The organism is Ensifer sp. LC384, assembly GCF_001695865.1.
Taxonomy (GTDB): Bacteria; Pseudomonadota; Alphaproteobacteria; order Rhizobiales; family Rhizobiaceae; genus Ensifer.
The window spans coordinates 130,605-145,800 of record NZ_MBST01000056.1; the positions used below are offsets into that span (position 1 = coordinate 130,605).

The 15,196-nt window shown below is 62.9% G+C and carries 14 protein-coding genes and 1 tRNA gene; 3 read left to right on the forward strand and 12 right to left on the reverse strand.

Annotated features, from left to right (window positions below):
* Window positions 1-50: 50 nt before the first annotated feature.
* Window positions 51-506, forward strand: coding sequence for a cyclic nucleotide-binding domain-containing protein (locus tag BC363_RS28195; RefSeq protein WP_053249171.1), 456 nt, complete (start codon window positions 51-53; stop codon window positions 504-506).
* Window positions 507-690: 184 nt separating this feature from the next.
* Here the strand turns inward: BC363_RS28195 and BC363_RS28200 are convergent, their stop codons facing one another.
* From BC363_RS28200 to tesB, 6 genes are all read right to left on the reverse strand, one after another.
* Entirely contained in the window at window positions 691-1,497 is an 807-nt protein-coding gene (locus BC363_RS28200; RefSeq protein WP_065780531.1) for an exodeoxyribonuclease III, read from the reverse strand.
* Window positions 1,498-1,737: 240 nt separating this feature from the next.
* The gene (locus tag BC363_RS28205) at window positions 1,738-2,397 is read right to left on the reverse strand and encodes an outer membrane lipoprotein carrier protein LolA (protein ID WP_065780816.1); all 660 of its coding nucleotides are present in this window, start codon (window positions 2,395-2,397) and stop codon (window positions 1,738-1,740) included.
* 136 nt (window positions 2,398-2,533) lie between these two features.
* The gene (locus tag BC363_RS28210; protein ID WP_065780533.1) at window positions 2,534-5,209 is read right to left on the reverse strand and encodes a DNA translocase FtsK; all 2,676 of its coding nucleotides are present in this window, start codon (window positions 5,207-5,209) and stop codon (window positions 2,534-2,536) included.
* A gap of 243 nt (window positions 5,210-5,452) precedes the next feature.
* Window positions 5,453-6,817: an ammonium transporter gene (locus BC363_RS28215; protein ID WP_065780536.1), complete on the reverse strand. Its 1,365-nt coding sequence runs from the start codon at window positions 6,815-6,817 to the stop codon at window positions 5,453-5,455.
* A gap of 27 nt (window positions 6,818-6,844) precedes the next feature.
* Window positions 6,845-7,183: a P-II family nitrogen regulator gene (locus BC363_RS28220; RefSeq protein WP_065780538.1), complete on the reverse strand. Its 339-nt coding sequence runs from the start codon at window positions 7,181-7,183 to the stop codon at window positions 6,845-6,847.
* A gap of 230 nt (window positions 7,184-7,413) precedes the next feature.
* Window positions 7,414-8,304 (reverse strand): acyl-CoA thioesterase II, encoded by an 891-nt coding sequence (tesB, locus tag BC363_RS28225; protein WP_065780541.1) that lies wholly within the window; start codon window positions 8,302-8,304, stop codon window positions 7,414-7,416.
* An 85-nt stretch (window positions 8,305-8,389) separates the two neighbouring features.
* Between tesB and BC363_RS28230 the strand changes: the two genes are divergently transcribed.
* Window positions 8,390-9,604, forward strand: a complete 1,215-nt coding sequence (locus BC363_RS28230) for a ubiquinone biosynthesis hydroxylase (protein ID WP_065780543.1) — start codon at window positions 8,390-8,392, stop codon at window positions 9,602-9,604.
* 190 nt (window positions 9,605-9,794) lie between these two features.
* Here the strand turns inward: BC363_RS28230 and BC363_RS28235 are convergent, their stop codons facing one another.
* From BC363_RS28235 to BC363_RS28250, 4 genes are all read right to left on the reverse strand, one after another.
* Window positions 9,795-9,983 carry a Trm112 family protein gene (locus BC363_RS28235; RefSeq protein ID WP_053249178.1) on the reverse strand — a complete coding sequence of 63 codons (189 nt, stop codon included), beginning with the start codon at window positions 9,981-9,983 and terminating at the stop codon, window positions 9,795-9,797.
* Window positions 9,984-9,993: 10 nt separating this feature from the next.
* Complete coding sequence (locus BC363_RS28240) at window positions 9,994-10,674, reverse strand: LON peptidase substrate-binding domain-containing protein (RefSeq protein WP_065780545.1); 681 nt, start codon at window positions 10,672-10,674, stop codon at window positions 9,994-9,996.
* Window positions 10,675-10,798: 124 nt separating this feature from the next.
* A complete protein-coding gene (gene trxA / locus BC363_RS28245; RefSeq protein ID WP_065780548.1) occupies window positions 10,799-11,776 on the reverse strand; it encodes a thioredoxin in 978 nt (325 codons plus the stop codon).
* Window positions 11,777-11,834: 58 nt separating this feature from the next.
* On the reverse strand, window positions 11,835-12,344 hold the full coding sequence (locus BC363_RS28250; protein ID WP_065780551.1) for a prolyl-tRNA synthetase associated domain-containing protein: 510 nt from the start codon (window positions 12,342-12,344) through the stop codon (window positions 11,835-11,837).
* A gap of 254 nt (window positions 12,345-12,598) precedes the next feature.
* On the opposite strand from BC363_RS28250, the gene BC363_RS28255 reads away from it, so the two are divergent.
* A tRNA-Gly gene (locus BC363_RS28255) sits at window positions 12,599-12,673 on the forward strand.
* Window positions 12,674-12,786: 113 nt separating this feature from the next.
* Here the strand turns inward: BC363_RS28255 and BC363_RS28260 are convergent.
* The gene (locus BC363_RS28260; protein ID WP_065780554.1) at window positions 12,787-13,809 is read right to left on the reverse strand and encodes an aldose epimerase family protein; all 1,023 of its coding nucleotides are present in this window, start codon (window positions 13,807-13,809) and stop codon (window positions 12,787-12,789) included.
* Window positions 13,810-13,996: 187 nt separating this feature from the next.
* On the reverse strand, window positions 13,997-15,181 hold the full coding sequence (locus tag BC363_RS28265; protein ID WP_065780557.1) for a VWA domain-containing protein: 1,185 nt from the start codon (window positions 15,179-15,181) through the stop codon (window positions 13,997-13,999).
* Window positions 15,182-15,196 lie beyond the last annotated feature (15 nt).

Genomic DNA, 15,196 nt, shown 5'->3' on the forward strand with positions numbered 1-15,196 from the left:
GCTCCTGGGTTTCGAACCAGAAAGCATCGTGATTCAGGGAGGTTAGCCGCTTGGCGCTCAACGACGACATCGTTCTTCTGTCCAATGTGCCGCTTTTTGCCGATATCAGCGAGGACAAGCTGAGGCTGATCGCCTTTGGCGCGGAACGTCGGCGCGTGTTCAAGGGGCAGGAGCTGTTTCGCGAGGGCGCGCCGGCCGACTGCGCCTATGCCATTGCCAGCGGCAGCCTCTCGCTTTCGAAAGCCGATGCCGACGGTGCGATGGCGGAGATCACCACCGTCGGCCGTGGTGCGCTCCTGTCGGAGCTGGCGCTGATCTCGATGGTGGAGCGCAAGTTCACCGCGACCGCAGACGAAGACAGCGAGGTGATCCGCATCAATCGCCCGCTCTTCCGGCGCATGCTGGAGGAGTACCCGGAAGTTGCCGCCCTCGTCGAGGCGCGTATCCGCGAGAACCTGCAGGCGATGATCCGCCGCGCCGGCGCTCTGGCCGGCCGTTTCGCCTGATGCCCACCCGGCCGACGGCCGGACGCCAGACGTCTTCACCTGCCATTTGGACTTGAGCGAGCCGCCTGTCGGCCACCGGCAGCGTCGCAATCGACCGATGCCAAGGCATCATTTGACGGTATGCTTCTTGCCGGATGACCGCACACGATCCCACGCAATCGGTCAATATCAGCGCAGGCTGGTGTCAGATATCGAAATGCGCGATCACCGGCACATGATCCGACGGTCGCTCCCAGCCGCGTGCTTCTCGCAGGATATCCACCTGCGTGAGCTTCGGCGCGAGGTCGGCTGAAGACCAGATATGATCGAGGCGCCGGCCGCGGTCGGCGGCTTCCCAATCCTTGGCGCGGTAACTCCACCAGGTGTAGAGCTTGGTCGGAGCCGGCGTATGCTGACGCATCAGGTCGACCCAGGCGCCGCCGGTCATCACCGAAGTCAGGCCGTCGGTTTCGATCGGCGTATGGCTGACGATCTTCAGCAGCTGCTTGTGCGACCAGACGTCGTCCTCAAGCGGAGCAATGTTGAGGTCGCCGACGAGGATCGACGAGATGCCTGCTTCGGCTTCGGCGTGCAGCAGCTTCATCTCATCGACGAAATCGAGCTTGTGGCCGAACTTCGGATTGATCGAGCGGTCCGGTTCGTCGCCGCCGGCCGGAACGTAGAAATTGTGCAGGCGGATCTTCTTGCCGCCCGCCTCGAACACCACCGAAAGATGGCGCGCATCGCCGACGCCGCAGTAATCGCGGCGGTCGCTGAGCTCGTGCAAGGGCAGGCGCGAAATCGTCGCCACGCCGTGGTAGCCCTTCTGGCCATGCATCTCGATGTGGTTGTAACCCAGAGCCTTCAGCGGCTTCGACGGAAACTGATCGTTCGGGCACTTGGTTTCCTGCAGGCAGAGAATGTCGGGCTGCCAGGTCTTCAGCAGATGCTCGACCAGCGGCATGCGCAGGCGAACGGAGTTGATATTCCAGGTGGCGACGGAAAGGGCCATTCCTCATTCCTCTATCTGGATGAGGCCGGACAATCGAAGGTGAGGGGGCCCGGCTCGGGACGGATGTGGTTTGATGTCCGAGTGGTTTAAGCAGGTCTGGCGGCTGGCGACAAGGAAGGCATGCAAAAGGCCGCCGGGAGGCGGCCGATGTCCACAAGCACGGCTGGATGAAACGCTCTATCTCATTTTCTTCAAGTTTTTCCTGACGGAAAACCGCTCCGCACTTGTCCTGGAAATACCTTAGCGGCCCTTGTTGCGCACTTCGTCGTAGGGGATCTTGAACACCTTGTCGTCCAACGCCATGCCGGTCTGGACGTTGAAAATCATCACCGACGTGTCCTTCTTCTGCGCATCGGTGATCGTCCACTGGCGCAGGTCGTAGGTCTTCGGATCGAACATCATGGTAATGGTCGAATCGCCGAAGATCGAGCGATCGCCGAGCACGATGGTGATGAGATCGGATTCTTCCTTGACGCCACGCACCATCTTGCCGGTCAGGTCGATCTTTTCGCTCAACAGCAGGTTCAGCGGCGTCTTGGAGAGCGGGTAGATGTCCCAGGTCTTCAGCTTCATATTGCCGATGACCACCGACTTGCCGTCGGCAATCACCCGCATCGGCGAAGGCGCTTCATAGTTGAAGCGGATGCGGCCGGGGCGGCGGATATAGAATTTGCCGCCGGTCTGCTCGCCGCGCGGGCCGAACTGCACGAATTCGCCGGCCATGGTCTTCACCGACGAAAAGTGGTCGGCGATCTTCTGGGCGGAGCCCGGCGCCTGGGCGAAGGCCTTCGTGACGTCAAGACCGGCGCCACCCATGCCCGCGAGCGCCGCGAGGCCGCAAACGAATACACGGCGCGACATCGCCGGATTGTTGCCTTGGGTGGTTTTCGTCTCAGTCATCGCAGTCTCCTTCATTTCCTTGATCATCTGGAGCGCAAGTGCGGCGCCTTCAAGGCGGTTTTCATGACCTACCAGCGCCTGCGCTCTCACATGACCGTTACCGGGCCCGGATTGGCGCCCGGGACAACAGCCGGGTTTACCGGCCGGTGATTTCCGCTTCGGTCGGCACGAGGATTTCCCGCTTTCCGGCGTGGTTGGCCGGGCCGATGATGCCCTCCTGTTCCATGCGCTCGATCAGCGATGCGGCCCTATTATAGCCGATCCCGAGGCGACGTTGCACATAGGACGTGGAGGCCTTGCCGTCGCGCAGGACGATTGCCACCGCCTGGTCGTACGGGTCGTCGGAATCGGCAAGGTTGGACGTGCCGGCCGGGCCGCCGCCGTCATTGTCCTCGTCGTCGTCTTCGGTGATCGCGTCGAGATACTGCGGCGTGCCCTGGGTCTTGAGATAGGCGACGACTTCCTCGACTTCGGTATCAGAGACGAAGGGGCCGTGGACGCGCTGGATGCGTCCGCCGCCGGCCATATAGAGCATGTCGCCCATGCCGAGCAGCTGTTCGGCGCCCTGTTCGCCGAGGATGGTGCGGCTGTCGATCTTCGAGGTCACCTGGAACGAGATGCGGGTCGGGAAGTTGGCCTTGATCGTGCCGGTGATGACGTCGACCGAGGGGCGCTGCGTCGCCATGATGACATGGATGCCTGCGGCACGTGCCATTTGCGCCAACCGCTGCACCGCGCCTTCGATGTCCTTGCCGGCGACCATCATCAGGTCGGCCATTTCGTCGATGATGACGACGATATAGGGCATCGGCGACAGGTCGAATTCCTCGGTCTCGTAGATCGCTTCGCCCGTCTGGCGGTCGAAGCCGGTCTGCACCGTGCGGGTGATCGCATCGCCCTTGGCCAGCGCCTGCTCGACGCGGGTGTTGAAGCCGTCGATGTTGCGCACACCGATCTTCGACATCTTCTTGTAGCGCTCTTCCATCTCGCGCACCGTCCACTTGAGCGCGACGACCGCCTTCTTCGGGTCGGTCACCACGGGCGAAAGCAGATGCGGGATGCCGTCATAGACCGAGAGTTCGAGCATCTTCGGGTCGATCATGATCAACCGGCACTGGTCGGGACGCAGGCGGTAGAGCAGCGACAGGATCATGGTGTTGATTGCCACCGACTTGCCCGAGCCGGTGGTGCCGGCGACAAGCAGATGCGGCATCTTGGCGAGATCGGCGACAACCGGTTCGCCGCCGATGGTCTTGCCGAGCGCCATGGCCAGACGCGCCTTGCTCGTCTCGAAGTCGCGCGAGCCGATCAGTTCGCGCAGGTAGACGGTTTCGCGGCGCTGGTTCGGCAGCTCGATGCCGATGGCGTTGCGGCCTGGCACGACGGCGACGCGGGCAGCAATCGCGCTCATCGAGCGGGCGATGTCGTCGGCAAGGCCGATGACGCGCGACGATTTGATGCCCGGCGCCGGCTCCAGTTCATAGAGGGTGACGACCGGACCGGGGCGGACGTGGATGATTTCACCCTTGACGCCGAAGTCTTCAAGCACGCCTTCGAGCATGCGGGCGTTCTGTTCCAGCGCATCGGCGGAGAGCGAGGCGTCGCGGGTGACGTTCTTCGGCTCGGCGAGAAAATGCATCGGCGGCAGCGCGAAATCGCCGTCGTCATCCTCGACGAAGGAGCGCTGCGCTTCGCGCTCGAGCCGCTGGCTCGTCTTCGGGCGGGGGGGCGGTGTGGCAACACGCGAACCGGACTTCGGCAGGCCCTGCTTCGGCGGTGCGGCCCTTGGCGCCCAGTCGGCTGCCACGTCGAGATCGTCGTCTTCGTCATCGGGCAGAATGCCGGCGGGGCGGCGGTCGTCCATGTCGAAGGGCAGGTCGTCATCGTCGTCGGCCATGATCGGCGGCGGCGTGACGACGCGGCGTTCGGAGCGGTCGAGCGAAGGTTCGATGCGGTCGCCGGCAGCCATCGGCTTCGGCCGGACCGGCTCGTTCAGCGTGCCGAATTCGTCATTGTTGAAATCGTAGGGCTCGTCGTACTGGCGCTTCGTCGGGGTGCGGGTTCCGCTCATGCCGAAGACGCGGCGGACACGTGCCTGCAGGGTGTAGCGCATGTGGGCAAACGAGCCCATCAGCAAGGTGAAGGGGCCTTCGCTGTCGTCTTCGTCCAGTTCGTCGCGCACGGTGCGGGCCTTGCTCGGCGTCGGCTCTTCGATCTCGTCTTCGTCCTCCTCCTCGCCGACACCGATCAGGCCGGCGCTGTAGATCAGGCACCAGGCGGCAGGGGCGGCGAAGATGCAGGCAAGCACGGTGGCGAAGGTGCCGGTCGGGAAGGCGCCGGTGAACAGCGCGGGAAAACGCAGGATCATGTCGCCGAAGACGCCGCCGAGGCCGTTGGGCAGCGGCCAGGTGATCGGCGCCGGAACACAGCTCAAGGCCGCTCCGGCAAGCACCGATCCGACGAACCAGAGGCCGAGGCGCTTGAAGATCTTGTCGAAGCGCCTGCCGCCGATCAGCGCCAGTGCCCAGGCAACGGCCGGAAGCAGCGCGACGACGCTTGCGAGCCCGAAAAACTGCATGAAGATGTCGGCAAAGGCAGCGCCGGCATAACCGAGCACGTTGGTCGGCTCGTCCGAGGTGGCATAGGAAAAGCTCGGATCGGCAACGTTCCATGTCGATAGCGCCGCGATGGCCAGCGCCAGCGCGCCGAACAGCGCGAAGCCCGCCAGCGACGCGATCTGTCGCCAAACGAAAGTGGTTAGCACGAACCGGTTGGAACGGCTGTCAAGCGTTGCCGGATTGCTTCTGCTCATGTTGCCTGCTGCCCGTCTCGATCTTCAATGCACATTGCGCGCCATGGAATCAACCTAAGCGGAGTACGGTTAATGCGACATTAACCATGCGTATATGCCGCTAAAATACCGGTTGGCGACGGTGCGCAATCGGCGTGATTGGGCAAAAAAGCCCGGATCTTTCGATCCGGGCCAAAGGCGATCCGCATCAGACGGACCGCGACGGGACGTTGAGCGGCGCCTGTTGACGGCGCCGCGATAGGCTTAGCCGTGGTAGGCGGCTTCGCCGTGGGACGAGAGGTCGAGACCTTCGCGCTCGGCTTCGACCGAGACCCTCAGCCCGACGATCGCGTCGACCACCTTGTAGAGGATGGCCGAGACGACGCCGCACCAGACGATGGTGATGGCAACGGCGGTAAGCTGGGTCATGAACTGGCCGCCCATCGTGACGCCGTCGGCATAGCCGATGCCGCCGAGCGAGGACGATGCGAAGATGCCGGTTGCCAGCGCGCCGAAGAAGCCGCCGACGCCGTGGACGCCGAAGACGTCAGCGGTGTCGTCGTAGCCGAACTTGTTCTTCACCACCGAGACGAAGAAGTAGCACAGCGGCGAAACGATCAGGCCCATGACGATCGCGCCCATGGGGCCGGCAATGCCGGCGGCAGGGGTGATGGCGACGAGGCCGGCGATCATGCCCGAGGCCGCACCGAGCATCGAAGCCTTGCCGCGGGAGAAGGTTTCGACGACCGACCAGGAGAGGATAGCGGCTGCCGTTGCGAGGAAGGTGTTGACGGTTGCGAGCATCGCGCCGCCGGATGCTTCGAGATTGGAGCCGGCATTGAAGCCGAACCAGCCGAACCACAGCATCGCCGCACCGACGAGCGTCAGCGTCATCGAATGCGGAGCCATCATGTCCTTGCCGAAGCCGGTGCGCCTGCCGACCATGATCGCGCCGATCAGGCCTGCGACGCCGGCATTGATGTGCACGACGGTGCCGCCGGCGAAATCGAGCGCGCCCATGCCGAAGAGCAGACCATTGCCGTCCCAGACCATGTGGGCGATCGGGAAGTAGACGAAGGTTGCCCAGAGGATGGAGAAGAGCACGGCAGCCGAAAACTTGATGCGCTCGGCGAAGGCGCCGATGATGAGCGCCGGCGTCAGCGCCGCGAACGTCATCTGGAACAGCATGAAGATGTATTCCGGAATGACCACGCCTTCGGAGAAGGTGGCTGATGTGCTTTCAAGCGAGACGCCTGCGAGGAACATCTTGGCGAAGCCGCCGAAATAGGGGCTGGTGGAGCCGCCGAAGGCGAAGGAATAGCCGTAGACGACCCAGACGATCATCATCGCTGCACCGATGACGGTGCATTGCATCAGCACCGACAGCATGTTCTTGGCGCGGACGAGGCCGCCGTAGAAGAGCGCGAGGCCCGGGATCAGCATGAAGAAGACGAGCAGCGTGGAGAAGAACATGAAGGCCGTGTCGGCCTTGTCGGGAACGGGGGCTGCGGCAGTGGCAGCGGCTGCTGCCGGTGCGGCTTCCTGGGCAAAGGCGACGACCGGCGCAAGAAGGGCGGCAGAGGCTGCGCCGATCCTTGCCAGAGAGATGGAAAGTTTGCTTGACGACATCGAATAGTGCTCCCTGAACGGCGTGGCTTACAACGCTTCTGAATCGGTTTCGCCGGTGCGGATGCGCACGGCATGGTCAATCGAGTAGACAAAGATCTTGCCGTCGCCGATCTGGCCGGTCTTGGCGGCAGCGGCGATCGCTTCCACCGCCTTGTCGACGACCTCGGAGGGGACCGCGATCTCGATCTTCAGCTTCGGCAGGAAGCTCACGGCGTATTCGGTGCCGCGATAGATTTCGGTATGTCCCTTCTGGCGGCCGTAGCCTTTAACTTCGGTTACGGTCAGGCCCTGGATGCCAACAGCAGTGAGGGCTTCGCGAACCTCATCGAGCTTGAACGGCTTGATAATGGCCATCACAATTTTCATCGGTTTCCCATCCTTGTTCGCCTCCGGCCGGAGGCCATCTCTCCTTGCTGCGAACGCTGAAAGCGCCTTGCAACCGGACAGCTACATTCAAGGGGCGTGCCAGATTCGTTGTTGCGAGCTAAACCTATGAAAAGGCATGGGAAAATTATCGCATGCAGCGTGAGTGCCGCGACGCGCTAAAAAAACGTCACTTTAGAAGATTAAAAAGTAGGCAGAAAAAAATAAGTGCCTTATTTCTGTTCAGCTGCCTTTTTCCGGATCAGACCTTCCTGTGCAACAGAGGCAATCAGCACGCCGGAACGATCAAAAAGGCTGCCGCGGGTCATGCCGCGGGCACCATGGGCACTGGGGCTGTCCTGGGTGTAGAGCAGCCAGTCGTCCATCTTGCAGGGGCGATGGAACCACATGGCGTGATCAAGGCTTGCAACCTGCAGGTTGCGATCGAACACGGACGTTCCATGCGCATAGAGCGAGGTGTCGAGCAGCGTCATGTCGGAGAGATAGGCAAGCACTGCCGCCTGCAGGTGGCGCTCGTCGGGCACGTGGCCGACGGCCTTGACCCAGACGTCCTGGGTCGGCTTGCCGTCGTTGCGGGCGAAATAGTGGGCGAGCGAGACCGGTCGGATCTCGATCGGTCGCGGCCGCTCCCAGTAACGACGGATCGCTTCGGGCGCGTGCGCCAGGAACTTGTCCTTCAACTCCTGTTCGCCCGGCAGGGTCTCCGGCATCGCCACGTCGGGGATCTCGATCTGATGCTCGAAGCCGTCTTCGTCATACTGGAACGACGCCGACATCGAGAAGATCGCCTTGCCGTGCTGGATGGCAACCACCCGGCGTGTTGCAAAGCTGGAGCCGTCGCGGATGCGATCGACTTCGTAGATGATCGGCACCGACGGGTCGCCGGGGCGCATGAAATAGGCGTGCAGCGAATGCACATAGCGGCCTTCGTCGACGGTGCGCTGGGCTGCGACCAGTGCCTGGCCGATCACCTGGCCGCCGAACACGCGTTGCCAGCCGACCTGGGGACTGCGGCCACGGAACAGGTTCTCCTCGAGCTTTTCGAGGTCGAGTGTGGCAAGCAGCGCATCCATGGGCGTTGCGGTCTCAGTGGGGCGCGACATTTCGGCTGTCTCCGATGGTAGGAACGGCGATGGCATTGATCTATATAGGCATGAAACGATGCTCAAGTGCGACGGGAGAAAGCGGATGATCGATGTGTTGATTGCCGGCGGCGGCTATGTCGGCCTTTCGCTCGCGGTATCGCTGAAGAAGGCGGCGCCGCATCTTGCCGTTTCTGTCTTAGACGGCGCGCCGGAAGGCGCCTGGAAGCGCGACGAGCGCGCTTCTGCCGTCGCCTCGGCGGCCGAGCGCATGCTCGATGTTCTCGGCGTCTGGCAGACGATTGCGCCGGAGGCCGAGCCGATCCGGCGCATGGTCATCACCGATTCGAAGACGTCGGACCCGGTGCGCCCGGTTTTCCTGACCTTCGACGGCGAGGGCGAAGAGGGGCGGCCCTTTGCCCATATGGTGCCCAACACCGCCTTGGTCGGCGCGCTGCGCGCCGCCTGCGACCAATTCGGCGTGACCGTGCGGCAATCGACGATGGTCCAAACTTTCGAGAGCGGCGATCACGCGGTTGCCGTGACGCTTGCCGGCGGCGAGCAGTTGGAGGCCCGCCTGCTGGTTGCCTGCGACGGCGTGCGCTCGAAGCTGCGCGATGCGGCCGGCATCAAGACGGTGGAGTTCGACTATGGCCAGTCGGGCATCGTCACCACCGTCGAGCATGAACGCCCGCATAACGGCACGGCCGAGGAGCATTTCCTGCCGGCCGGGCCCTTCGCCACGCTGCCGCTCAAGAACAACCGTTCGTCGCTGGTGTGGACCGAGCGTACCGAGGACGCCGAGCGCCTGGTCAAGGGCGACGACTTCCTCTTCGAAGAAGAACTGGAGCGCCGCTTCGGTCACAGGCTCGGACATCTCAAGGTCGTCGGCGGCCGTCGCGCCTTTCCGCTCGGCCTGACGCTTGCCCGCGATTTCGTGAAGCCGCGGTTTGCGCTGGCGGGCGATGCCGCGCACGGCATCCACCCGATCTCCGGCCAGGGGCTCAATCTCGGCTTCAAGGACGTGGCGGCGTTGGCAGAGACGATCGTCGAGGCGGATCGCCTCGGGCTTGATATCGGTTCGCTTGCCATTCTCGAGCGCTACCAGATCTGGCGACGGTTCGACACCTTCCGCATGGGGGTGACCACGGATGTGCTCAACCGGCTGTTTTCGAACGACATCACGCCGGTCAGGATCGCCCGGGACTTCGGTCTTGGCCTCGTCGATCGTCTGCCGTCGCTGAAAAGCTTCTTCATCCGCCAGGCGGCCGGCACTGCCGGCGACGCCGACCCGCGATTGCTTTCCGGCCAGCCGATCTGAGGCGCAAAAGCCTCTGATGCCTGAGCCTTGCCCCTCACCCTAGCCCTCTCGCCGCATGCGGGGAGAGGGGACCATTGCGCCGAGCGTGCCGCACCTGTCCTTCTCCCCGCTTGCGGGGAGAAGGTGGCCGACAGGCCGGATGAGGGGCAGATGAGACGCATGCGGATCGTGGTCAGTACGATCGCCGGCGTCAGTCCTCGATTTTTCGCGCTTCGGAGATCAGCATGATCGGAACACCATCGCGGATGGGATAGGCGAGCCGCGCCTTTTCCGAGACGAGTTCGCCCGCTTCGGCGCGATAGCTGAGCCGGCCCTTGGTCAGCGGGCAGACGAGCAGTTCGAGCAGTTTCGGATCGACCTTGCTGGCGTTGACGTCCATGGCCCCTCACTCACTGCAGGATGTTGTCGACGTCGCCGAAATTGCGCGCAAGCACGATCTCGGTAATGGCGATCAGCGTTTCGGCGCGGGTCTTCAGGTCGGGGGCCTCGAGCAGCGCCTGTTTCTCCGCCGGCCCATAGGGAGACATCATCGCCATGGAATTGACCAGCGTGCGGTTGCTGGCGCGTTCGACGCTCTCCCAGTCGGCCTTCAGCTTGTTGGCCTCCAGATAGGCCCTGAAGGCCGCCAGCAGCGCCGAACGATCGACCAGGCTTTCATCGTCGCGATTTTCGAGATCGGCCGTGAAGGGGCCGATGCGGAAGCGGCGGTAGCCGCGCGTGCCGACCACCTCGTTAAACAGCCGGTAGCGGCACACGCCGGTCAGCGAGGCGATGTAGCGGCCGTCGCCGGTTTCGGCAAAGGAGGTGATGCGGCCGATGCAGCCGACCTGACACAGCGCGGGCACCGGCCCGACGCCGATATCGTCGCGGCCTTCGCAGAAGGAGGGCTGGACGATCCCGATCAGCCGATTGCCGGAAAGGGCATCGTCGAGCATCGCCAGGTAGCGCGGCTCGAAGACGTTGAGCGGCAATTGGGCGCCGGGGAGCAGCAGCGCACCGGTCAGCGGAAACACCGGAATGATCTCCGGTAAGTCCTGCGGACCGAGATAACGTGCATTTCCGACATGCATTCCGATTGACCTTGCAGATATCCTGCCTTGCCTCGCCACGCCAAGCAGCGTGGCCAACCAGATCATGAAATGGTGCGTCCCTTGAAAATCTCAAGGGAAAAACGCACCGATCTCGGCGCTCTGCTCAGGAAAAGAGAATCGACGACAGCTTGCGGCGGGCGGCGACCGTCGCCGGGTCTTTCGGACCCCAGACTTCGAAGAAGGAGACGAGCTCGCGCCGTGCGCCATCATCGTCGAAAGCCCGGTCGCGCTTCATGATCGTCAGCAGGTGGTCGGCCGCCCCATTGCGGTCGCCTTCCACGTTGCGGATCTTGGCGAGCATCATGCGCGCCTCATGGTCATCCGGGTTCGCCGCCAGGCGCTGTTCCAGGGCTGTCGGGTCGCCGAGCTTGCGGGCTTCCTCGATCTGGTCGAGCTTCTTGCCGATCGCACTGATGCCGGCATCCTTGGCAAGATCCTCCGGCAGGCTCGAAAGCGCTTCGCGCGCTTCGGCGATCTGGCCGAGCGTGATCATGCAATCGACCATGCCGGCAATCGCCACCGCATTCTCCGGGTCTGCCTGCAGCACGGCGCCGAAGAGGCCGGCGGCGTTTTCGGCATCGCCCGTCTCGATCAGCGCCTTGGCATCGGCAAGCACGGCCTCGATTTCGGCCTTGCTGTCGTCGACGGCAGGACCGGCGATCTTTTCGATGAATTGCTTGATCTGGCTTTCAGGCACGGCACCCATGAAGCCGTCGACCGGCCGTCCGCCGACAAAGGCGATGACGGCGGGGATCGACTGGATGCCGAGCTGGCCGGCGATCGATGGATGGTCGTCGATGTTCATCTTGACGAGCTTCACGCGGCCGGCAGCTTCCGTCACGACCTTTTCGATCACGGGGGTCAGTTGCTTGCACGGTCCGCACCAGGGCGCCCAGAAGTCGACGAGAACAGGCTGCTGGCGCGAGGCGTCCAGCACGTCCTTGCTGAAGTTGGCGGTCGTCGTTTCCTTGATCAGGTCGCCGCCCGGTGCGGCGGCCGCGGCCGGCTGGCCGCCGAAGGAAGCCGAAGCGGTCATCTGGTTGCCGAAGGACCCTGCATAGGGATTGTCGTTGCCCGTCATTCTTCTCTCCTCGCCGGCTCGTGATCCGGCTTCCTGCATCCGCGCCAAAGATCGTATGTCAGGCCGTCACTTTCAAGACAAGCGGTTCATGTCCCGTGGCTTCCATGAAACGCAACAGGTCCTTCGAGGCGATCGAGGTCGTCGCGTCGTTGGAAAGCGGATGGCAGTTGATCACATCGAACGTCATCAATTCCTCGTCGATGATCACCTTGACGTTGCCGCCGATGTCGTTGATGGCGCCAAGCGCGGTCACCGCTCCCGGGATGACGCCGAGATACTCCATCAGCTTCTCCGGCTTGCCGAAGGAAACCTTGCTTGCCGCGCCGATGACCTGGTGCACCGTCTTCAGATCCACGGTTGCGTGTTCTTCGACGGTCAGCAGGAAGTAGTTGTCCTTCTTGTCCTTCACGAACAGGTTCTTGGTATGGCCGCCGGGGATCTCGTCACGCAGTGCCACCGATTCGGCTACGGTGAACACCGGCTCGTGTTTTTTGGTGCTGTGTTCGATGCCGAGATCGTCGAGAAAGCGGAAAAGCTCGTCCGCGGTCTTCGGTTGCGCTTCGTTCATCGGGGTGATTCTCCTGCCGGTCGGTTTTTTCCAGTCTGCTTTAGGGGAGAACGGCCGCGCCGTGCAATCTCAGAGACGGCGGAGCGGTGCGAAAACGCGGCATTTGCGGGCTTCCCAGGGAGGCTCCCAAAAAATATTCGATTTCTCGTCATTTCCCTGTTGCATTCCAAAATCGCTTAGGCCATATACCGCCCGTCGCCGCAAGACAGCGCGGCACCCACGGTCCACCGACTACCCCCGGACCGAGGTAATGAGCGGGTGTAGCTCAGGGGTAGAGCACAACCTTGCCAAGGTTGGGGTCGGGCGTTCGAATCGCCTCACCCGCTCCAATTTTCCCAACCACTTCATTTGTAAATGCTTTTGGCTTCGGCCAATGCATTCGCCCCGGGCGAAGAGCATCAGCCGTCGCGTGTCTGCGGGCGAGCGCCGATGCACTCGGCTCTCAGCTTTTCATGAAGACATAGTCCGTTTCCTGGCGACGGATTTCGCCGGGGCGCAGAACCGCGTTCGGAAAGCCTTCGTGATTGACGGCATCCGGCCACACCTGGGTTTCCAGGCAGAAACCGGCAAAGGCGCCGTAGCGACGTCCTTCGAGGCCGGGCACCGGCACGTCGAGCTTGAAGCCGGTATAGAGCTGGACGCCGGGCTCGGTCGTCAGCACTTCCATCGTCACGCCGGAATTGAGGCTGCGCGCAAAGGCGGCCGAGTGTTTTGCCATGCGCTCCGGCGAGAGGCAGAAATTATGGTCGTAGGCGATGCGTTCGCCCTCGGTCTGGCGCTTGAGCGACGTCATTTCCCTGAGATCGAAGGCGGTGCCTTCGACCGGTCGGACTTCTCCTGTCGGGACCTGGCGCTCGTCGGTCGGCAAATAGTGGTCGGCGGCGATCATGATGTCATGGCCGAGCGCATCCGCGCTGCCATCGAGATTGAAATAGCTGTGTTGGCAGACATTGGCGAGCGTCGGCCGGTCCGTCTCCGCCTCGTAGACGACGCTGAGCACGCCGCCGGGCTTCAGCTGGTAGGTACAGCGGACCTGGCAGTTGCCGGGATAGCCGGCGCGGCCGTCCGGGTCGGTGATGACAAGCGTCACGCTGTCCTGCGTCTGGTCCATGATCGTCCAGTTGCGCTTGCCGATATTGTCGCTGCCGCCATGCAGATGCGTCACGCCCTTCTCGTTGCATTCGAGCTGATAGGTCGTGCCGTCGAGCGTGAAGCGACCGTCGCCGATGCGGTTGGCGCAGCGGCCGGGCGTTGCGCCAAAATAGGGGGAATGGGCGAGATAGCTTTCGAGATCGGTAAAGCCGAGCACCAGCGGCGGTTCATGGCCGTCCAGCCGCAGGTCCTGGATCACGGTTCCCCAGGTGAGGATATGAGCGGTCAGGCCGCCGCCGGAAAGCACGACACGATGAACCGGCTCACCCGATGGCAGGTGTCCGAAGATTTCCGTGTCCGCATGCTTGTCCATTGCCTGGCCCCCCCTACAGCGCCGCGCGTCCTAGCAGACGCGCAAAGGTCGCTGTAACACTTTGAGTTGCTGCATGTTTTATCCTTAAATCGGCTAGGATTTATGGAAACATGCAGTCCTCGCGGCAAGCAACCTGCGTCATTTCAGGTGGATCGGCAACCGGAAATCGAGATTTTCTGCGGTAGATTCAGCGCGATAGTTGTTTTGTCGCGTCCTGCAGTCCGGCGAGCGTCAAGGGAAACATCCACCCGCCGAGAAGGCTCCTGATCATGCCGATCGACTGGGTATGGCCCCAGTGCTGCTCGGGGACCGGATTGAGCCAGATGGATCGGGGAAAGTGGGCGGCGATACGCGAGAGCCAAAGCCCGCCGGCTTCGTCGTTCCAATGTTCGACCGAGCCGCCGGGGTGGCTGATCTCATAGGGGCTCATCGATGCGTCGCCGACGAAGATCGCGCGGTAGTCGCTGCCGAAGGTGCGCAGCAGCTCCGTCGTGCGGGTGATGTCGGCGCGGCGGCGACGATTGTCCTTCCACAGGCCCTCGTAGACGCAATTGTGGAAGTAGAAGTGCTCCATGTGGCGGAATTCGCCGCGTGCCGCCGAAAACAGCTCCTCGACGATGCGGATATGGTCGTCCATCGAACCGCCGACATCGAAGAACATCAGGAGCTTGACGGCGTTGCGCCGTTCCGGCCGGGTCACGACATCGAGATAACCGTGCTCGGCGGTGGCGCGGATCGTACCGGAAAGGTCGAGTTCGTCGGCAGCACCCTGGCGCACCCAGCGCCGCAGGCGTTTGAGCGCCACCTTGATGTTGCGCGTGCCGAGCTCGATCGTGTCGTCGTAATCCCTGAATTCGCGCCGGTCCCAGACCTTGACCGCGCGGCGGTGCCGCGAGCCGTCCTGGCCGATCCTGACACCTTCGGGATTGTAGCCATAGGCGCCGAAGGGGGAGGTGCCGGCAGTACCGATCCATTTGGAGCCGCCCTGGTGGCGCCCCTCTTGTTCGCGCAGCCGCTGGCGCAAGGTCTCCATCAGGGTCTCGAAGCCGCCAAGGGATTCGACCAGGCGTTTCTCTTCCTCGGTCAGATATTTCTCGGCAAGCTTGCGCAGCCATTCCTCGGGAATGGCCGCCTGCTCGAACTCGTCCGAGGGATTGATGGCCTCAAGGCCGGAAAAGCAATGCCGGAAGACGCCGTCGAAGCGGTCGATGTGGCGCTCGTCCTTCACCAGCGCCGTGCGCGCGAGGAAATAGAACGCCTCGATATCGAAGCTGGCGATGCCCGCCTCCATGCCCTCGATCAACGACAGGAATTCCCGGAGCGTGACCGGGATCTTCGCAGCCTTCAATTCGAGGAAGAAGGGGATGAACATTGGAGCCTCCGAGCC

Coding starts and splice junctions, on each gene's coding strand:
- BC363_RS28200 (WP_065780531.1), bottom strand. CDS start 1,497: ATGGCCCTTTCCGTCGCCACCTGGAATATCAACTCCGTTCGCCTGCGC.
- BC363_RS28205 (WP_065780816.1), bottom strand. CDS start 2,397: ATGACTGAGACGAAAACCACCCAAGGCAACAATCCGGCGATGTCGCGC.
- BC363_RS28210 (WP_065780533.1), bottom strand. CDS start 5,209: ATGAGCAGAAGCAATCCGGCAACGCTTGACAGCCGTTCCAACCGGTTC.
- BC363_RS28215 (WP_065780536.1), bottom strand. CDS start 6,817: ATGTCGTCAAGCAAACTTTCCATCTCTCTGGCAAGGATCGGCGCAGCC.
- BC363_RS28220 (WP_065780538.1), bottom strand. CDS start 7,183: ATGAAAATTGTGATGGCCATTATCAAGCCGTTCAAGCTCGATGAGGTT.
- tesB (WP_065780541.1), bottom strand. CDS start 8,304: ATGTCGCGCCCCACTGAGACCGCAACGCCCATGGATGCGCTGCTTGCC.
- BC363_RS28230 (WP_065780543.1), top strand. CDS start 8,390: ATGATCGATGTGTTGATTGCCGGCGGCGGCTATGTCGGCCTTTCGCTC.
- BC363_RS28235 (WP_053249178.1), bottom strand. CDS start 9,983: ATGGACGTCAACGCCAGCAAGGTCGATCCGAAACTGCTCGAACTGCTC.
- BC363_RS28240 (WP_065780545.1), bottom strand. CDS start 10,674: ATGCATGTCGGAAATGCACGTTATCTCGGTCCGCAGGACTTACCGGAG.
- trxA (WP_065780548.1), bottom strand. CDS start 11,776: ATGACGGGCAACGACAATCCCTATGCAGGGTCCTTCGGCAACCAGATG.
- BC363_RS28250 (WP_065780551.1), bottom strand. CDS start 12,344: ATGAACGAAGCGCAACCGAAGACCGCGGACGAGCTTTTCCGCTTTCTC.
- BC363_RS28260 (WP_065780554.1), bottom strand. CDS start 13,809: ATGGACAAGCATGCGGACACGGAAATCTTCGGACACCTGCCATCGGGT.
- BC363_RS28265 (WP_065780557.1), bottom strand. CDS start 15,181: ATGTTCATCCCCTTCTTCCTCGAATTGAAGGCTGCGAAGATCCCGGTC.